The following is a 17,205-nucleotide window of genomic DNA, read 5'->3' as shown; positions in this document are numbered from 1 at the left end:
CTCACGCGATACGGCCGCGGTGCCCCTGACGGGCGCCGCGGCCGTATCGTTGTTCTGTCTCCCTTACCCGATGGAAAGGCCCCGGCCACGATGGTGCAGATCAAGACCCCCGAGCAGATCGCGAAGATGCGTGAGGCGGGGCTGGTCGTCGCCGCCATCCACGCGGCGACCCGCGAGGCGGCCGTGCCGGGCGCCACGACCCGGGACCTGGACGAGGTCGCGCGCAAGGTGATCGCCGACCACGGGGCGAAGTCGAACTTCCTCGGGTACGGCGGCTTCCCCGCGACCATCTGCACCTCGGTCAACGAGGTCGTCGTCCACGGCATCCCCGACGAGAAGACCGTCCTCAAGGACGGCGACATCATCTCGATCGACGCCGGCGCGATCGTCGACGGCTGGCACGGCGACGCCGCGTACACCGCCTTCGTCGGCACCGGTCACGCGCCGGAGCTCATCGAGCTCTCCCGGGTGACCGAGGGGTCGATGTGGGCGGGCATCGCCGCGATGCGGCTTGGCGCGCGCCTGGTCGACATCTCGAAGGCGATCGAGTCGTACATCAAGCGTCAGCCGCGGCCGGCCGCCGGCGACCACAGCCTGGGGAAGTACGGCATCGTCGAGGACTACGGCGGCCACGGCATCGGCACCGAGATGCACATGGACCCGCACCTGCTGAACTACGTCTCCCGCAAGCGGGGCAAGGGCCCGAAGCTGGTCCCCGGCTTCTGCCTGGCGATCGAGCCGATGGTCTCCCTCGGTACGCCGCACACCGAGGTCCTGGAGGACGACTGGACCGTCGTCTCCGCCGACGGCACCTGGTCCTCCCACTGGGAGCACAGCGTCGCCCTCACGGAGGAGGGCCCCCTGGTCCTGACCGCCGTCGACGGCGGCAAGGCGAAGCTCGCGGAACTGGGCGTCACGGCGGCGCCGGATCCGCTGGCGTAGGTGCCGGTGTTTTCGCCGGCTTAATGATCTTCCGCGTTGGGCAGATTCCCCGGATTCGTCTTTTCGAGGGGCCTGACGTAGACTGATGCGTCGGCTCTCGTGTACCCGTGTGTCCGCACCGGGGAGTGAGAGTCGATCAAGGTAGCCGATTCGAAGGGCGAAGCGTGGCCAAGAAGCAAGGTGCCATCGAAATCGAGGGCACCGTGATCGAGTCCCTGCCGAACGCCATGTTCAAGGTGGAGCTCCAGAACGGTCACAAGGTCCTCGCGCACATCTCCGGCAAGATGCGGATGCACTACATCCGTATCCTCCCGGACGACCGGGTCGTCGTGGAGCTGTCTCCGTACGACCTGACGCGTGGCCGGATCGTCTACCGGTACAAGTAGATCTTGCCCGCACCCCGCCTTCGCGCGCGGGTGGTGGCACTGACCCGGAGAACCTCACATCCCATGAAGGTCAAGCCGAGCGTCAAGAAGATCTGCGACAAGTGCAAGGTGATCCGCCGTCACGGCCGGGTCATGGTCATCTGCGACAACCTGCGCCACAAGCAGCGCCAGGGCTGACGCACGCCGACCGACCTGCTACTTCGCAGTTCTTCGCGCGACGCATAGCAATACGTACATACGCAGAGCCCGTCCGACCGTCTCCGCACGGTTGACGGCACCTCCGGCGGGGGCCGGGGACCCGACCTGTACCTCATACGGCAGCCGGGAACGGTTCTGCAGCAGACCCCCGAGAACACAGGAGCCATTGAATGGCACGCGTTTCCGGTGTTGACATCCCGCGCGAAAAGCGTGTGGTGGTCGCACTCACCTACGTCTTCGGCATCGGGCGTACCCGGTCCGAGGAGATTCTCGCCGCGACCGGCGTGAACCCGTCCACCCGTGTCCGCGATCTTGCCGAGGAAGACCTCGTCAAGATCCGCGAGTACGTGGACGCCAACCTCCAGACCGAGGGTGACCTCCGTCGCGAGATCGCCGCCGACATCCGCCGCAAGGTCGAGATCGGCTGCTACCAGGGCCTCCGCCACCGTCGTGGCCTGCCCGTCCGCGGCCAGCGCACCAGCACGAACGCTCGTACCCGCAAGGGCCCGCGTCGCGCCATCGCCGGCAAGAAGAAGCCGGGCAAGAAGTAGTCCTCAGCGGACGCTTGACCAAGCGGTCTTCGCTGTAGGACCGACCACCTCCCGTAGGAGTAAGAGATGCCCCCCAAGGGTCGTCAGGGCGCTGCCAAGAAGGTGCGCCGCAAGGAAAAGAAGAACGTCGCTCACGGCCACGCGCACATCAAGAGCACGTTCAACAACACGATCGTCTCGATCACGGACCCCTCGGGCAACGTGATCTCCTGGGCCTCCGCCGGCCACGTCGGCTTCAAGGGCTCGCGCAAGTCCACCCCCTTCGCCGCGCAGATGGCCGCCGAGTCGGCCGCCCGCCGCGCGCAGGAGCACGGCATGCGCAAGGTCGACGTCTTCGTCAAGGGTCCCGGCTCCGGCCGTGAGACCGCGATCCGCTCCCTCCAGGCCACCGGCCTCGAGGTCGGCTCGATCCAGGACGTCACCCCCACGCCGCACAACGGCTGCCGTCCCCCCAAGCGCCGCCGCGTCTGACCTCGTCTGACGCAGGGCCTGCCTGACCAGGGCTTTCGGGCGGTGCGCCTCTTCTTGAGGCGTACCGCCCGTACCCTTGTAGCACCTGTCGGACGTCAAATAGTGGGCGTCCACGACTGAAGGAACACACATGCTTATCGCTCAGCGTCCGTCGCTGACCGAAGAGGTCGTCGACGAGTTCCGCTCCCGGTTCGTGATCGAGCCGCTGGAGCCGGGCTTCGGTTACACCCTCGGCAACAGCCTCCGCCGTACCCTCCTCTCCTCGATCCCGGGTGCCGCTGTCACCAGCATCCGCGTCGACGGTGTCCTGCACGAGTTCACCACCGTGCCGGGCGTCAAGGAGGACGTCACCGACCTCATCCTCAACATCAAGCAGCTGGTCGTCTCCTCGGAGCACGACGAGCCGGTCGTGATGTACCTGCGCAAGCAGGGCCCGGGTCTGGTCACCGCCGCCGACATCGCGCCCCCGGCCGGTGTCGAGGTGCACAACCCCGACCTCGTCCTGGCGACCCTGAACGCCAAGGGCAAGCTGGAGATGGAGCTGACCGTCGAGCGCGGTCGCGGCTACGTCTCCGCCGTCCAGAACAAGCAGGTGGGCCAGGAGATCGGTCGTATCCCGGTCGACTCCATCTACTCGCCGGTTCTCAAGGTCACCTACAAGGTCGAGGCGACCCGAGTCGAGCAGCGCACCGACTTCGACAAGCTCATCGTCGACGTCGAGACCAAGCAGGCCATGCGCCCGCGTGACGCCATGGCGTCCGCCGGCAAGACCCTGGTCGAGCTGTTCGGTCTCGCCCGCGAGCTGAACATCGACGCCGAGGGCATCGACATGGGCCCGTCCCCGACGGACGCCGCCCTCGCCGCCGACCTCGCGCTGCCGATCGAGGAGCTTGAGCTCACCGTTCGTTCGTACAACTGCCTCAAGCGTGAGGGCATCCACTCCGTGGGTGAGCTCGTGGCGCGCTCCGAGGCCGACCTGCTCGACATCCGCAACTTCGGTGCGAAGTCGATCGACGAGGTCAAGGCGAAGCTGGCCGGCATGGGCCTCGCGCTCAAGGACAGCCCGCCCGGGTTCGACCCGACCGCCGCGGCGGACGCCTTCGGCGCCGATGACGATGCGGATGCCGGGTTCGTCGAGACCGAGCAGTACTGACGGTCACGTTCTTGCTGCGGGTCCGCTTCGGCTGGTCGCGCAGTTCCCCGCGCCCCTGAAGGGGCCCGGGGTCTCCGACGGGCACTCGCTCGCTCGGACACTGACACCGGTACCTCATACGGCCGGTGCAGATCACAAGGAGAAACACCATGCCGCGTCCCGCGAAGGGTGCCCGCCTCGGCGGTTCCGCCGCTCACGAGAAGCTGCTGCTCGCCAACCTGGCGAAGTCGCTGTTCGAGCACGGTCGCATCACCACGACCGAGGCCAAGGCCCGCCGCCTGCGTCCGGTCGCCGAGCGCCTGATCACCAAGGCGAAGAAGGGCGACATCCACAACCGTCGCCTGGTGCTTCAGACGATCACCGACAAGGGCATCGTCCACACCCTCTTCACCGAGATCGCCCCGCGCTACTCGGAGCGTCCGGGTGGTTACACCCGCATCACGAAGATCGGCAACCGTCGTGGCGACAACGCCCCGATGGCCGTGATCGAGCTGGTCGAGGGCGAGATCGCCAAGAAGGCGACCGTCTCCGAGGCCGAGGCCGCCACCAAGCGCGCCGTCAAGGAGGCCGACGAGGCCGCCGCCGTCGAGGCGACCGAGGACGAGGCGAAGGACGCGTAAGCGTTCCCGCGACGTTTCTCGCGGACGGGCCCGTACCCCCTGGGGTGCGGGCCCGTTCCCGTGTGTCTGAGAGGATTTTCTGGTGAGTGATGACGCGCAGCCCGGGTTCGTACGGGTACGGCTTGACCTTTCGTACGACGGCCGGGACTTCTCCGGGTGGGCCAAGCAGGCCCGCGGGCAGCGGACCGTGCAGGGCGAGATCGAGGACGCGCTGAAGACCGTGACGCGGTCCTCGGAGACGTACGAGCTGACCGTCGCCGGCCGGACCGACGCCGGGGTGCACGCGCGCGGGCAGGTCGCGCACGTGGACCTGCCGGAGGGGCTGTGGCAGGAGCACCGCGAGAAGCTGCTGAGGCGGCTCGCGGGGCGGCTCTCGCACGACGTGCGGGTGTGGAGCGTGGAGGAGGCCCCCCAGGGGTTCAACGCCCGCTTCTCGGCGATCTGGCGGCGGTACGCGTACCGGGTCACCGATCACCCCGGCGGCGTCGACCCGCTGCTGCGCGGGCACGTGCTGTGGCACGACTGGACGCTCGACCTGGACGCCATGAACGAGGCGGCGGCCGCGCTGGTCGGCGAGCACGACTTCGCCGCGTACTGCAAGAAGCGCGAGGGCGCGACGACCATCCGCACGCTCCAGGAGCTGCGCTGGGAGCGGCGGCCCGACGGGATCCTGGAGGCGACGGTCAAGGCCGACGCCTTCTGCCACAACATGGTCCGCTCGCTGGTCGGCGCGCTGCTCTTCGTCGGCGACGGGCACCGGCCGGTGGAGTGGCCGGGGAAGGTGCTGGCCGCCGGGGTCCGGGACTCCGCCGTGCACGTCGTACGCCCGCACGGCCTCACCCTCGAAGAGGTCGGCTACCCGGCCGACGACCAGCTCGCCGCGCGCAGCCGCGAGGCCCGCAACAAGCGGACCCTGCCGGGCGTCGCGGGCTGCTGCTGAAACGTCTTACCGCGGCGGGGCCGAGGCGGCGGCCGCGGCCTTCGCCTGGGACTTGCCGCGGGCGTAGATCTGGTTGAAGACGAAGGTGCCGAGGTCGTCGCTGGCCTGGAAGACCGGCTTGTCGCCGGTGGTGACCTTGGTGCCGTTGGTGAAGCCGGCCTGGGTGAAGTAGGCGTAGCGGCCGACCGCGTTGGCGCGGCGGAGGCAGACGGTGGCGTGGCAGAAGTTCTTCACGCCCGCGCCGGAGAGGGTCGCGATGCCGCCGGTGGCCTGCTTCTTCGCGGCCAGGGCCGCCTTCTCGGAGGGGAAGACGGCCACGCCGACGGTGATCGCCACGCCGTCCTTGACGTAGGTGGCGCGCAGGACGCGCTCGCAGCCGTTCTTCTGGAGGACCGAGCCGAGGCCGCCGGTGGTGACCGAGGCGCAGTTCTTCGTGGAGGAGGTCGCGCCCTTCTGGTAGGGGCGGCCGAACATGGTGAGCTTCTTGCCGGGGTACAGCCCCTCGGCGGTCAGCGGCGCCTTGTCCTTCTTCGGATCGGTGATGTAGTCCTTCGGGTCCGGCGGGGGCGGCGGGGCCACGGAGGAGAAGGTCGGGGCGGGGGTGGGGGAGGCCGTCTCGGTGACCGAGGCGGTGGGGGCCGGGCCGCCGTTCTTGGCCTCGTCGTTCTTCTTGTTCGTGGCCACGACGGCGGTCGCGACGACCGCGCCCACGGCGATCGTGGCGACGACGCCGCCCGCGATCAGCAGTCGGCGCTTGCGGCGGCCGCCGGCGGCGGAGGCGTCGGCGAGGGCGCCCCAGTCAGGAGTCCCGCCGCCTTCCGGGTCGCCGCCGTGGCCGCTTCCCTGGCCGCCCGCGAACGGGTCCGTCCGCTGCTGCCACTGCTGCTGTCCGTAGGCAGGCTGCTGGTGGCCGTACGGCCCCGGCTGCGGCTGCTGTCCGTACCCCTGATGCCCCTGCTGCTGCGGCTCCTGCGGCCACTGCGATCCCCCAAAGCTCATGCCGCGCATCCTAAACCGGTTGGGGGAAGCCGACGCGGGCGGTGACAATGCACAGCATGGGACATGTCGAGGCCGCGCATCTGGAGTACTACCTTCCCGACGGGAGGGTCCTGCTCGGGGACGCCTCCTTCCGGGTGGGGGAGGGCGCGGTCGTCGCGCTCGTCGGGGCCAACGGCGCCGGGAAGACGACCCTCCTGCGGATGATCGCGGGAGACCTCCAGCCGCACGGCGGCTCCGTCACCGTCAGCGGCGGGCTCGGCGTGATGCCGCAGTTCATCGGCTCCGTACGGGACGAGTCGACCGTCCGTGACCTGCTGGTCTCGGTGGCGCACCCGAGGATCCGGGAGGCGGCGAGGGCGGTCGACGAGGCCGAGCACCTGATCATGACGGTCGACGACGAGGCCGCGCAGATGAAGTACGCGCAGGCGCTCGCCGACTGGGCGGAGGTGCAGGGGTACGAGGCGGAGACGCTGTGGGACATCTGCACGATGGCCGCGCTGGGGATGCCGTACGACAAGGCGCAGTTCCGTCAGGTGCGGACACTTTCCGGCGGTGAGCAGAAGCGGCTCGTCCTGGAGTCGCTGCTGCGCGGCACCGACGAGGTGCTGCTGCTCGACGAGCCGGACAACTATCTGGACGTGCCGGGCAAGCGGTGGCTGGAGGAGCGGCTGCGGGAGACCCGTAAGACCGTGCTCTTCATCTCCCACGACCGGGAGCTGCTGTCGCGGGCCGCGCAGAAGATCATCGCGGTGGAGCCCGGCGCGGCCGGGTCGGACGTGTGGGTGCACGGTGGCGGCTTCGACACCTTCCACGACGCGCGGCGGGACCGTTTCGCGCGCTTCGAGGAGCTGAAGCGGCGCTGGGAGGAGAAGCACGCCCAGCTGAAGAAGCTCGTCGTCAACCTGCGGCAGGCGGCCTCGGTCAGCCACGACATGGCCTCCCGGTACGCGGCGGCGCAGACGCGGCTGCGGAAGTTCGAGGAGGCGGGGCCGCCGCCGGAGCCGCCGCGCGAGCAGGACATCCGGATGCGGCTGCGCGGCGGCCGCACCGGCGTCCGGGCCGTGACCTGCGAGAACCTCGAACTGACCGGCCTGATGAAGCCCTTCTCCCTGGAGATCTTCTACGGGGAGCGGGTCGCCGTCCTGGGTTCGAACGGCTCCGGCAAGTCGCACTTCCTGCGGCTCCTCGCCGGTGACGAGTCGGTGGCCCACACGGGCCTGTGGAAGCTGGGCGCGCGGGTCGTCCCCGGGCACTTCGCCCAGACCCACGCCCACCCCGAGCTCACCGGCCGCCCCCTCGTCGACATCCTGTGGACCGAGCACGCGAAGGACCGCGGCGCGGCGATGTCGATGCTCCGCCGCTACGAACTGGAGCGCCAGGGCGACCAGCCCTTCGACAAGCTCTCCGGCGGCCAGCAAGCCCGCTTCCAGATTCTCCTCCTGGAGCTGGCAGGCACCACCGCGCTCCTCCTGGACGAGCCCACGGACAACCTGGACCTGGAGTCGGCCGAGGCGCTTCAGGACGGTTTGGAGTCGTACGAGGGCACGGTCCTCGCCGTGACGCATGACCGGTGGTTCGCCAAGAGCTTCGACCGGTATCTGGTGTTCGGTTCGGACGGTGTGGTGCGTGAGTCGACGGAGCCGGTGTGGGACGAGCGGCGGGTGGAGCGGGCTCGGTAGGGGGTGCGGCGCGTTTTGACCGGGGTGGGGGCACCCGGGTAGGCTTCTGGTTTGTTATGCGTACTGGCTTCGTCGTTTTCACGCGAAGAGTCGGTACGCAGGTTCCCTGGAGCAGTTACCAGTGGCTCGCATACGGGCGGAGTTCCCGGCAGTGCAGGCCCCAGCTGCATGATCGCTTCAGGTGTGTCTGGACTCCATCCACTGAAGAAGCGAAGGCTACGAAGTGCGTACGTACAGCCCCAAGCCCGGCGATGTCACTCGCCAGTGGCACATCATCGACGCGCAGGACATCGTCCTGGGCCGTCTGGCGACCACGGCCGCGAACCTCCTCCGAGGCAAGCACAAGCCGATCTACGCCCCCCACATGGACATGGGCGACTTCGTCATCATCATCAACGCCGACAAGGTCCACCTGTCCGGCAACAAGAAGACCCAGAAGCTGGCGTACCGCCACTCCGGCTTCCCGGGTGGTCTGCGCTCCGTCCGTTACGACGAGCTGCTGGACAAGAACCCCGAGAAGGCCGTCGAGAAGGCCATCAAGGGCATGATCCCCAAGAACACCCTGGGCCGTCAGATGCTCTCGAAGCTGAAGGTCTACGCGGGCGAGAACCACCCGCACGCTGCTCAGCAGCCGGTCCCGTTCGAGATCACCCAGGTCGCGCAGTAGTTCCGGCCACACCCCCTAAGAACGAAAGAAATCTGAGGAGCATCGTGGCCGAGACCACCCCCGAGACCCCCGTCGACGAGTTCGAGGGCGTCGAGGAGTACACCACCGAGACCGAGATCGTCGAGGGTGACTACACCTCCGAGTCCCTCGCGTCCCGCTTCGGCGACCCGCAGCCGGCCGCCGGCCTGGGCCGTCGCAAGAACGCCATCGCCCGCGTCCGGATCGTCCCGGGCACCGGCAAGTGGAAGATCAACGGGCGTACGCTCGAGGACTACTTCCCGAACAAGGTCCACCAGCAGGAAGTCAACGAGCCCTTCAAGGTGCTCGAGCTCGACAACCGCTACGACGTCATCGCCCGCATCGCGGGTGGCGGTGTCTCCGGCCAGGCCGGCGCCCTGCGCCTCGGCGTGGCCCGTGCCCTGAACGAGGCCGACGTCGAGAACAACCGCCCGGCGCTGAAGAAGGCCGGCTTCCTCTCCCGTGACGACCGCGCGGTCGAGCGGAAGAAGGCCGGTCTCAAGAAGGCCCGCAAGGCTCCGCAGTACAGCAAGCGTTAATCGCCTGCCAGCACTGCTTGTACGTACGCCCCGGCGCACTGCGCGTGCCGTCGGGGCGTACGTTTTTTCATAACCTTTTTTCCCCCTTGGGCACGCATTTTCGGAGGACAGCTGTGGGACGACTCTTCGGCACCGACGGCGTACGCGGCGTTGCCAACGCGGACCTGACGGCGGAGCTCGCGCTCGGCCTGTCGGTCGCGGCGGCGCACGTGCTCGCCGAGGCGGGGACCTTCGAGGGCCATCGGCCGACCGCCGTGGTCGGACGGGACCCGCGCGCGTCCGGAGAGTTCCTGGAGGCGGCCGTCGTCGCCGGTCTCGCCAGCGCCGGAGTCGACGTCCTGCGCGTCGGCGTCCTGCCGACCCCGGCCGTCGCCCACCTCACCGGCGTCCTCGGCGCCGACCTCGGCGTGATGCTCTCCGCCAGCCACAACGCCATGCCCGACAACGGCATCAAGTTCTTCGCCCGCGGCGGCCACAAGCTCGCCGACGACCTTGAGGACAAGATCGAGGCCGTGTACGAGGAGCACCGCACCGGCGCCCCCTGGGACCGCCCGACCGGCGCCGGCGTCGGCCGCGTCCGCGACTACGACGAGGGCTTCGAGACCTACGTCGGCCACCTCCTCGGCGTGCTGCCCAACCGCCTCGACGGCCTCAAGATCGTCCTCGACGAGGCCCACGGCGCCGCCGCCCGCGTCTCGCCCGAGGCGTTCACCCGCGCCGGCGCGACGGTCATCACCATCGGCGCCGCCCCCGACGGCCTCAACATCAACGACGGCTGCGGCTCCACCCACCTCGGGCTGCTGAAGGCCGCCGTCATCGAGCACGGCGCCGACCTCGGCATCGCCCACGACGGCGACGCCGACCGCTGCCTCGCCGTCGACCACACCGGCGAGGAGGTGGACGGCGACCAGATCCTCGCCGTGCTCTCCCTCGCCATGCGCGAGGCCGGCACCCTGCGCGGCGACACCGTCGTCGCCACCGTCATGTCCAACCTGGGCTTCAAGCTCGCCATGGAGCGCGAGGGCCTCACCCTCGTCCAGACCGCGGTCGGCGACCGCTACGTCCTGGAGTCCATGAAGGAGCACGGCTACGCCCTCGGCGGCGAGCAGTCCGGCCACGTCATCGTGCTCGACCACGCCACCACCGGCGACGGCACCCTCACCGGCCTCATGCTGGCCGCCCGCGTCGCCGCCACCGGCAAGTCCCTCGCCGAGCTGGCCTCCGTCATGGAGCGGCTGCCGCAGATCCTCATCAACGTGAAGGACGTCGACAAGTCGCGCGTCACCACCTCCGCCGAGCTGGCCGCCGCCGTCGCCGACGCCGAGCGCGAGCTGGGCACCACCGGCCGCGTCCTGCTCCGCTCCTCCGGCACCGAGCCGCTGGTCCGCGTCATGGTCGAAGCCGCCGACATCGAGCAGGCCCGCGCCGTCGCGCAGCGCCTCGCCGACGTGGTCAAGTCCGCGCTGGGCTAGCCCCCCGCCCGTACGGGTGAGAGGAAGGGCCCCGTCGCATCCGGTGCGGCGGGGCCCTTTCCCGTATACCCATATCCCGAACCGGCGTGCTCAGCCCCGCCTCAGACGGCGCTTCAGCTTGCCCCGCTGCGTCTTCCACAGCCACTTCTGGGCGAGGAGCGTCAGCGTCCCGGCCAGCATGATGCCCAGCAGGTTCAGCAGCAGCTGCTCGATCGAGCCCCAGGTCTGGCCGACCTCCCCGTAGCTGAACGCCACCGCCGCGTTGGCCGCCGCCGGCACGGTCGTCACCGAGATCGCCACGCCCACCAGCGCGCCCGCCTTGGACGAGGTCAGCGAGAGGGTGCCCGCCGCGCCCGCGAGCAGGGCCACCACGAAGGAGAACGGGTCCGGCTGCCAGATGAAGGACGTCTGCGGCCGCTCGGCGTCCAGCTGCGCCCTGCTGAACAGGTCGAGCCAGTCCATCAGCAGGCTGAACAGGGTCGTGACCGCGATCGCGGCCAGGAAGCCGGCGAGCAGCGCCACCAGCGAGCGGACCGCGAGCCGCGGCGCCCGCTGCACGATCGCCGTGCACACCCCGGCGAGCGGGCCGAACTCCGGGCCCACCGCCATCGCCCCCACGATCAGGATCGCGTTGTCGAGGACGACACCACAGGCCGCGATCATGGTGGCCAGGACCATGAAGGACAGATACGTGACGGAGAGCGTCGACTCCTCGTGCGTCGCGTCCGCCAACTGCTCCCAGAGCACCGCGTCCGCGCCCTCGCCCGGCGCGTCGCCCTCCGCCGCGTCGGCCCGCTCGGACATCGACAGGTCGATGTTCTCGACCGCGATCGAACCGTCCTGGTCCAGCTTCAGCTCCCGCAGCCCGTGCAGGAGTTCGTCCCCCGCCTCACGGGCGACGTCGCACATGACGAGGTCCCCCGAGGGGTCACGGGCCGCCCCGGGCAGCACCACCAGATGGGTGGTGCCGACCGTCGACCCGATCAGCCCGGTGACCGCCTCGGTCCGGTCCGGTGGCACGATCATCCGCAGATGCAGCATGGTCAGAGCTTACGGAGACTGAGCCTCTGCACCTTGTGATCGGGGCCCTTGCGGACGACGAGGGTCGCCCGGCCGCGGGTCGGCGCCACGTTCTCCAGCAGGTTCACCCGGTTGACGGTCCGCCACATCGTGCGGGCGTAGTCCAGCGCCTCCTCCTCGGAGACCTGCGTCCAGCGCCGGAAGTACGAGGAAGGGTCCTGGAACGCGGTCTCGCGCAGCTTGCGGAAACGGTTCAGGTACCAGCCCTCGATGTCCTCCGGCCGGGCGTCCACGTAGACGGAGAAGTCGAAGTAGTCGGCGAGGCCCACCCGGGTCCGCCCGTCCTTGCCGGGCAGCGCCGGCTGGAGGACGTTCAGCCCCTCGACGATGAGGATGTCGGGGCGGCGCACCACCAGCTGCTCGCCCGGCACCCGGTCGTAGATCAGGTGCGAGTAGACCGGCGCGGTGACCTCGTCCTTGCCCGCCTTCACGTCGGCGACGAAGCGGGTCAGCGCCCTGCGGTCGTACGACTCGGGGAAGCCCTTCCGGGACATCAGCCCGCGCGCCTTCAGTTCCTCCATCGGGTAGAGGAAGCCGTCGGTGGTGATCCGCTCCACCCGCGGGTGCTCGGGCCAGCGGGCGAGGAGCGCCTGGAGGAGGCGGGCCACCGTCGACTTGCCGACGGCGACCGAGCCGGCGACCCCTATGACGAACGGGGTGCCCCGCTGCTCGGCCTTCTCGCCGAGGAAGGTGTTCAGCGCCCCGCGCAGCCCGCTGGTGGCCTGCACGTACAGGTTGAGCAGCCGGGAGAGGGGCAGGTAGACGTCCCGGACCTCGTCGAGGTCGATGACGTCGCCCAGCCCCTGGAGCCGCTCGACCTCGTCGGCGGTGAGGGGGAGCGGGGTCTTGTCGCGCAGGGCGCTCCACTCGGAGCGGGTGAGGTCGACGTACGGGGTCGCCTCGGGGGCCCTGCGGGTCCCGCCGTTCCCGGCTCCGGTGCCGTTGGCGCTTCGTGGCGGCGAAGTGATCACCCCGCCATTGTCCCGGGTTCCCGCGCGCCGTGGACCGTGGGGTGGGTCACGTGCCGGGCGGTTGACGGCGGGCCGCTCCGACTCCGTGCGGGGTCCGGGCCGGGGGCCCGCTCCGGCCGTAGGCTGCCGTCATGTGCGGAATCGTGGGATACGTCGGCGGGCAGTCGGCGCTTGATGTGGTCGTCGCGGGACTGAAGCGGCTGGAGTACCGGGGGTACGACTCGGCCGGGGTCGCCGTGCTCGCGGACGGCGGGCTCGCCGCCGCGAAGAAGGCGGGCAAGCTCGTCAACCTGGAGAAGGAACTCGTCGACCGGCCGCTGGCCGGAGGCTCCGTCGGCATCGGGCACACCCGGTGGGCCACCCACGGCGGCCCCACCGACGCCAACGCCCACCCGCACCTGGACAACGCGGGCCGGGTCGCCGTCGTGCACAACGGGATCATCGAGAACTTCGCCGCCCTGCGCGAGGAGCTCGGCGAGCGCGGGCACGAGCTGCTCTCGGAGACCGACACCGAGGTCGTCGCGCACCTCCTCGCGGAGGAGTTCTCGTCGGTCGGCGACCTCGCCGAGGCGATGCGGCTGGTCTGCCGGCGGCTCGACGGGGCCTTCACCCTGGTCGCCGTCCACGCCGACCAGCCCGAGGTCGTGGTCGGCGCGCGGCGGAACTCGCCGCTCGTCGTCGGCGTGGGGGAGGGGGAGAACTTCCTCGCCTCCGACGTCTCCGCCTTCATCGCCCACACCCGGTCCGCGATCGAGCTCGGGCAGGACCAGGTCGTCGAGCTGACCAGGGACGGCGTCACCGTCACCGACTTCGAGGGCGCGCCGGCCGACGTCCGCGCCTTCCACGTCGACTGGGACGCCTCCGCCGCGGAGAAGGGAGGCTACGACCACTTCATGCTCAAGGAGATCGCCGAGCAGCCGAAGGCCGTCGCCGACACCCTCCTCGGGCGGATCGACGCGAACGGGCGGCTCACCCTCGACGAGGTGCGCATCCCCGACGCCGTGCTCCGCGAGGCCGACAAGGTCGTCATCATCGCCTGCGGCACCGCCTTCCACGCCGGGCTCATCGCCAAGTACGCCATCGAGCACTGGACCCGCATCCCCTGCGAGGTGGAGCTGGCCAGCGAGTTCCGCTACCGCGACCCGATCCTCGGGCAGCGGACGCTCGTCATCGCCGTCTCGCAGTCCGGCGAGACCATGGACACGCTGATGGCGCTGCGGCACGCGCGCGAGCAGGGCGCCAAGGTCCTCGCCATCTGCAACACCAACGGGTCGACCATCCCCCGGGAGTCCGACGCCGTGCTCTACACGCACGCCGGGCCCGAGGTCGCCGTCGCCTCCACGAAGGCGTTCCTCACCCAGCTCGTCGCCTGCTACCTCCTCGCCCTCTACCTGGGGCAGGTGCGCGGCACCAAGTGGGGCGACGAGATCCACGCCGTCGTCCGCGAACTCGCCAGGATCGGCGAGGAGGTCGAGCGGGTCCTGGAGACCATGGAGCCCGTCCGGGCCCTGGCCCGCTCCCTCGCCCACAAGAACACGATCCTCTTCCTCGGCCGGCACGTCGGCTACCCGGTGGCCCTGGAGGGCGCGCTGAAGCTCAAGGAGCTGGCGTACATGCACGCCGAGGGCTTCGCGGCGGGCGAGCTGAAGCACGGGCCGATCGCGCTCATCGAGGAGGACCTGCCGGTCGTCGTCGTGGTGCCCTCGCCTAAGGGGCGCTCGGTCCTCCACGACAAGATCGTCTCCAATATCCAGGAGATCCGGGCGCGCGGTGCCCGGACGATCGTGATCGCGGAGGAGGGCGACGAGGCCGTCGTCCCCTTCGCCGACCACCTCGTCCGCGTCCCCGCCACGCCCACGCTGCTCCAGCCGCTCGTCTCCACGGTGCCGCTCCAGGTCTTCGCCTGCGAGCTGGCGACCGCGCGGGGCAACGAGGTGGACCAGCCGCGCAACCTGGCCAAGTCCGTGACGGTGGAGTGAGTGAGGGGTTAGAAGGAATGATCATCGGGGTGGGGATCGACGTGGCGGAGATCGACCGTTTCGCCGCGTCGCTGGAACGGACACCGGCGCTCGTTCAGCGCCTCTTCGTGGACGACGAGCTGCTCCTGCCGAGCGGCGAGCGCCGCGGCCCGGCCTCCCTCGCGGCGCGCTTCGCCGCGAAGGAGGCCCTGGCGAAGGCGCTCGGCGCGCCGGGCAACCTGCTGTGGACGGACGCGGAGGTGTACGTCGAGGCCACCGGCCGGCCCCGGCTGCGGGTCAGCGGCACGGTCGCGGCCCGCGCGGCCGAGCTGGGCGTGAAGCACTGGCACGTCTCGCTGAGCCATGACGCCGGGGTGGCCTCGGCGGTGGTGATCGCCGAGGGATGAGCCGTACGGGTACGGGAGTGGGTACGGAAGCGGGGCCCGGCCGCGGGGAGGCGGTACCGGGCCCCGTTCCGTGCCGCGCGCGACTGCCAGGGCCGGCGATGGTTGCGAGTGCCGCGCGCGGGGTCCGTGCCGCCTAGGAGGCGGGTCCCTCCTCGCCGCGCTGCCGCCGCCGGGCCAGGAAGACGGCGGTGCCGCCGACGGCGCCGAAGGCGACGGCCGCGAGGGCGAGGGTGACGGTACGACCGCTGCCGGTGGAGGCGAGGGCCGTGCCGGGGGTGGAGGGCGGGGTGCTGTCGGGGGTTGGGGCCGTGGTGGGGGAGGGGGAGGACGGGTCGGTCGGTTCGCTGGTCGGCTCGCCGGTCGGTGTCGGTTCGCCGGTGGGTTCGGCCGTGGGTTCCTCGGTGGGCTCGGTGGGTTCGCCGGTCGGGGTCGGTTCACCGGTCTGCGTCTGAGTCGGCGTAGGCGTCGGTGTCGGCGTCGGCGTCGGCGTCGGTTCACCGGTCGGGGTGGGCGTAGGGGTGGGCGTAGGGGTCGGGGTAGGAGTGGGCGTCGGGGTCGGTTCCGGGGTCGGTTCGACCGGGGGCCTGCGGATCGTCTGGGTGACCGCGCCGCCCGCCACGGTGTAGAGCGTGTGGTCCTCGGGGTCCAGGGCGAGGGCGGCCGGGCGCTCGCCGGTCGCGACGGTCTCGGTGACCTCGCCCTTCGCCGGGTCGACGACCGCGACCGACGAGGTGCCGGTCTGCGCCGCGTAGAGGGTGGCGGTGCCGGGGTCGTACGCGAGGGCCTTCGGGTTTCCGGGGACGGGGAGGGTGCCGGTGACGCGCTCCGCTGCGAGGTCGACGACGGAGACGGTGCCGGCGGCCAGGTTGGCGACGTATCCGGTGCGGGTGGACGGGTCGACGGTGACGCCCATGGAGCCGAGGGCGGTGCTGCCGATGCTGACGCTGCCGGTGAGGCGGCCGGTGGTGCCGTCGACGGTGTTGAGCACGTTCTTGTAGACGACCGAGCCGTTCTCGACGGCGCCGCCGACGTAGGTGGCGTACCCGGTGTGGCGGGTGGTGTCGACGGCGAGTCCGGCCGGGTGGAAGGGAAGCACGACGGGCTCGCCGACGGCCGCGCCGGTCGCGGTGTCGTACACGGTCACCGATTTCGCGGCCTGGTTGCCGACGTACAGCCGGCCCTGGACGGGGTCGGCGGCGAGCAGGGTGACGCTGCCGGTGACCGGGATGCGGTCGTCGGTGAGGGTGCGGGTCGCCGGGTCGTAGGCGGCGATCCGGGTGGAGAGCCCGAGGTGGAGCGTGCCGCCAGGGCCGAGCGCGAGGACGGTCGCCGGCGCGGGCAGCGGCACCGGCTCGCCGACGACGGCACCGGTGCCCGTGTCGTACACGGTGAGCCGGTGCGAGGCGCCGTCGCTGCTGCTCACGTAGAGCCGGTCGGCGACGGGGTCGACCTCGGCGTCGAGCGCCGCCCCGGTGGGCGGCGTGATCGTGCGGAGCGTCTCGTGGTGCGGTCCGGCCGGGGCCGGGACCGCCGCCACGCCCGTGAGGGCGAGCGCGGCGACGGCCGTCAGGAGGGCTGTTCTCACTGGAAGGTGACCGGGACGTAGACGTCGTACTTGCGGTCGGAGCTGTCGAAGTGGTCGGCGCGGGTGACGATCGCGCAGGTGATGCCGGACTGGCCGCAGGTGACGGTGGAGGAGAGCTGGGCCTTGACGTGGATCTGGACGGAGAAGGAGCCGAGGCCGGACGCCTCGGTGAACGGGGAGGAGTTGGACGGGGACATCCAGTACCAGTCGCTGTTCACCCAGTGGGAGGCGCCGGTGGTGCCGGTCTCGTCCTGGCCGCCCAGGCAGGGGGTGGGCTTGCTGTTCCAGGTGGCCGGGTCGGCCGTGTTCACCCCCGCGGGTATGGCGCAGAGGCCCACGTAGACACCCTGGTCGGGGTTGTAGCCGGTGCCGCTGACCGTGACGTTGGCGCCGGTCGCCGCGGCGGTGTTCGGGGCGGTGAGGGAGAGCGTGTAGCTGCGGGTGCCGTCGGTGACCGTGCGGCCCGCGGTGGCGGCCGAGGCGGAGGAGGCGAGGCCGAGGGTGAGGGCGCTCGCGGAGGCGAGGGCGAGGGCGGAGGTGAGAGCGGTGCGGGTGCGGGTGCGCATGGC

General features: G+C 70.6%; 19 protein-coding genes. 14 read left to right on the top strand and 5 right to left on the bottom strand.

The annotated features are described in order from the left end of the window. Positions 1 to 90: 90 nt before the first annotated feature. The 8 genes from map (at position 91) to truA (ending at position 5,261) form a co-directional block, all read left to right on the top strand. A complete protein-coding gene (gene map / locus ACFXMG_RS15565; protein WP_383826916.1) occupies positions 91 to 942 on the top strand; it encodes a type I methionyl aminopeptidase in 852 nt (283 codons plus the stop codon). 164 nt (positions 943 to 1,106) lie between these two features. Beyond that, entirely contained in the window at positions 1,107 to 1,328 is a 222-nt protein-coding gene (infA, locus tag ACFXMG_RS15560; RefSeq protein ID WP_003956442.1) for a translation initiation factor IF-1, read from the top strand. 63 nt (positions 1,329 to 1,391) lie between these two features. Beyond that, positions 1,392 to 1,505 (top strand): 50S ribosomal protein L36, encoded by a 114-nt coding sequence (rpmJ, locus tag ACFXMG_RS15555; RefSeq protein ID WP_003956441.1) that lies wholly within the window; start codon positions 1,392 to 1,394, stop codon positions 1,503 to 1,505. Between the two features lie 191 nt (positions 1,506 to 1,696). Continuing rightward, positions 1,697 to 2,077 (top strand): 30S ribosomal protein S13, encoded by a 381-nt coding sequence (gene rpsM / locus ACFXMG_RS15550; RefSeq protein ID WP_015035595.1) that lies wholly within the window; start codon positions 1,697 to 1,699, stop codon positions 2,075 to 2,077. 66 nt (positions 2,078 to 2,143) lie between these two features. After that, the gene (gene rpsK / locus ACFXMG_RS15545) at positions 2,144 to 2,548 is read left to right on the top strand and encodes a 30S ribosomal protein S11 (RefSeq protein WP_003956432.1); all 405 of its coding nucleotides are present in this window, start codon (positions 2,144 to 2,146) and stop codon (positions 2,546 to 2,548) included. A 130-nt stretch (positions 2,549 to 2,678) separates the two neighbouring features. Further along, complete coding sequence (locus ACFXMG_RS15540) at positions 2,679 to 3,701, top strand: DNA-directed RNA polymerase subunit alpha (RefSeq protein ID WP_030759338.1); 1,023 nt, start codon at positions 2,679 to 2,681, stop codon at positions 3,699 to 3,701. 149 nt (positions 3,702 to 3,850) lie between these two features. Further along, positions 3,851 to 4,321: a 50S ribosomal protein L17 gene (rplQ, locus tag ACFXMG_RS15535; protein WP_383826920.1), complete on the top strand. Its 471-nt coding sequence runs from the start codon at positions 3,851 to 3,853 to the stop codon at positions 4,319 to 4,321. 82 nt (positions 4,322 to 4,403) lie between these two features. Then, positions 4,404 to 5,261 carry a tRNA pseudouridine(38-40) synthase TruA gene (gene truA / locus ACFXMG_RS15530; protein ID WP_383826923.1) on the top strand — a complete coding sequence of 286 codons (858 nt, stop codon included), beginning with the start codon at positions 4,404 to 4,406 and terminating at the stop codon, positions 5,259 to 5,261. A 6-nt stretch (positions 5,262 to 5,267) separates the two neighbouring features. On the opposite strand, the gene ACFXMG_RS15525 is transcribed toward truA, so the two are convergent. Further along, complete coding sequence (locus tag ACFXMG_RS15525; RefSeq protein WP_383826926.1) at positions 5,268 to 6,260, bottom strand: hypothetical protein; 993 nt, start codon at positions 6,258 to 6,260, stop codon at positions 5,268 to 5,270. 56 nt (positions 6,261 to 6,316) lie between these two features. Here ACFXMG_RS15525 and ACFXMG_RS15520 point away from each other — a divergent pair, with 56 nt between their 5' ends. The 4 genes from ACFXMG_RS15520 to glmM all read left to right on the top strand — a co-directional run bounded on the left by ACFXMG_RS15520 (position 6,317) and on the right by glmM (position 10,635). Continuing rightward, the gene (locus ACFXMG_RS15520) at positions 6,317 to 7,939 is read left to right on the top strand and encodes an ABC-F family ATP-binding cassette domain-containing protein (RefSeq protein ID WP_383826929.1); all 1,623 of its coding nucleotides are present in this window, start codon (positions 6,317 to 6,319) and stop codon (positions 7,937 to 7,939) included. A gap of 223 nt (positions 7,940 to 8,162) precedes the next feature. After that, positions 8,163 to 8,606: a 50S ribosomal protein L13 gene (rplM, locus tag ACFXMG_RS15515; protein WP_383826931.1), complete on the top strand. Its 444-nt coding sequence runs from the start codon at positions 8,163 to 8,165 to the stop codon at positions 8,604 to 8,606. 44 nt (positions 8,607 to 8,650) lie between these two features. Then, a complete protein-coding gene (gene rpsI, locus ACFXMG_RS15510) occupies positions 8,651 to 9,163 on the top strand; it encodes a 30S ribosomal protein S9 (RefSeq protein WP_030750225.1) in 513 nt (170 codons plus the stop codon). A 113-nt stretch (positions 9,164 to 9,276) separates the two neighbouring features. Continuing rightward, positions 9,277 to 10,635, top strand: a complete 1,359-nt coding sequence (gene glmM / locus ACFXMG_RS15505; RefSeq protein WP_383826934.1) for a phosphoglucosamine mutase — start codon at positions 9,277 to 9,279, stop codon at positions 10,633 to 10,635. Positions 10,636 to 10,725: 90 nt separating this feature from the next. Here the strand turns inward: glmM and ACFXMG_RS15500 are convergent, their stop codons facing one another. Beyond that, complete coding sequence (locus ACFXMG_RS15500) at positions 10,726 to 11,676, bottom strand: DUF389 domain-containing protein (RefSeq protein WP_383826937.1); 951 nt, start codon at positions 11,674 to 11,676, stop codon at positions 10,726 to 10,728. Positions 11,677 to 11,678: 2 nt separating this feature from the next. Further along, a complete protein-coding gene (gene coaA / locus ACFXMG_RS15495) occupies positions 11,679 to 12,686 on the bottom strand; it encodes a type I pantothenate kinase (protein WP_383826940.1) in 1,008 nt (335 codons plus the stop codon). Positions 12,687 to 12,817: 131 nt separating this feature from the next. On the opposite strand from coaA, the gene glmS reads away from it, so the two are divergent. Then, a complete protein-coding gene (gene glmS / locus ACFXMG_RS15490) occupies positions 12,818 to 14,665 on the top strand; it encodes a glutamine--fructose-6-phosphate transaminase (isomerizing) (protein WP_383826943.1) in 1,848 nt (615 codons plus the stop codon). Between the two features lie 17 nt (positions 14,666 to 14,682). After that, a complete protein-coding gene (locus ACFXMG_RS15485; protein WP_383826945.1) occupies positions 14,683 to 15,051 on the top strand; it encodes a holo-ACP synthase in 369 nt (122 codons plus the stop codon). 133 nt (positions 15,052 to 15,184) lie between these two features. Here the strand turns inward: ACFXMG_RS15485 and ACFXMG_RS15480 are convergent, their stop codons facing one another. Both ACFXMG_RS15480 and ACFXMG_RS15475 read right to left on the bottom strand, forming a co-directional pair. Beyond that, the gene (locus ACFXMG_RS15480) at positions 15,185 to 16,636 is read right to left on the bottom strand and encodes a YncE family protein (protein WP_383826947.1); all 1,452 of its coding nucleotides are present in this window, start codon (positions 16,634 to 16,636) and stop codon (positions 15,185 to 15,187) included. Next, on the bottom strand, positions 16,633 to 17,202 hold the full coding sequence (locus ACFXMG_RS15475; protein ID WP_383826949.1) for a hypothetical protein: 570 nt from the start codon (positions 17,200 to 17,202) through the stop codon (positions 16,633 to 16,635). The genes ACFXMG_RS15480 and ACFXMG_RS15475 overlap by 4 nt, the downstream gene beginning before the upstream one ends. Positions 17,203 to 17,205: the final 3 nt, after the last annotated feature.

This window comes from Streptomyces sp. NPDC059201 (assembly GCF_042754585.1).
Taxonomy (GTDB): Bacteria; Actinomycetota; Actinomycetes; order Streptomycetales; family Streptomycetaceae; genus Streptomyces.
The sequence above is the reverse complement of the archived record's forward strand: the minus strand, read 5'-3'. Positions and strand labels throughout refer to the sequence as shown.

Excerpts from the sequence above, each read along its gene's own strand:
- map (WP_383826916.1), top strand. The coding sequence starts at position 91 with ATGGTGCAGATCAAGACCCCCGAGCAGATCGCGAAGATGCGTGAGGCG.
- rpmJ (WP_003956441.1), top strand. The coding sequence starts at position 1,392 with ATGAAGGTCAAGCCGAGCGTCAAGAAGATCTGCGACAAGTGCAAGGTG.
- rpsM (WP_015035595.1), top strand. The coding sequence starts at position 1,697 with ATGGCACGCGTTTCCGGTGTTGACATCCCGCGCGAAAAGCGTGTGGTG.
- rpsK (WP_003956432.1), top strand. The coding sequence starts at position 2,144 with ATGCCCCCCAAGGGTCGTCAGGGCGCTGCCAAGAAGGTGCGCCGCAAG.
- ACFXMG_RS15540 (WP_030759338.1), top strand. The coding sequence starts at position 2,679 with ATGCTTATCGCTCAGCGTCCGTCGCTGACCGAAGAGGTCGTCGACGAG.
- rplQ (WP_383826920.1), top strand. The coding sequence starts at position 3,851 with ATGCCGCGTCCCGCGAAGGGTGCCCGCCTCGGCGGTTCCGCCGCTCAC.
- ACFXMG_RS15525 (WP_383826926.1), bottom strand. The coding sequence starts at position 6,260 with ATGAGCTTTGGGGGATCGCAGTGGCCGCAGGAGCCGCAGCAGCAGGGG.
- ACFXMG_RS15520 (WP_383826929.1), top strand. The coding sequence starts at position 6,317 with ATGGGACATGTCGAGGCCGCGCATCTGGAGTACTACCTTCCCGACGGG.
- ACFXMG_RS15500 (WP_383826937.1), bottom strand. The coding sequence starts at position 11,676 with ATGCTGCATCTGCGGATGATCGTGCCACCGGACCGGACCGAGGCGGTC.
- glmS (WP_383826943.1), top strand. The coding sequence starts at position 12,818 with ATGTGCGGAATCGTGGGATACGTCGGCGGGCAGTCGGCGCTTGATGTG.
- ACFXMG_RS15485 (WP_383826945.1), top strand. The coding sequence starts at position 14,683 with ATGATCATCGGGGTGGGGATCGACGTGGCGGAGATCGACCGTTTCGCC.
- ACFXMG_RS15475 (WP_383826949.1), bottom strand. The coding sequence starts at position 17,202 with ATGCGCACCCGCACCCGCACCGCTCTCACCTCCGCCCTCGCCCTCGCC.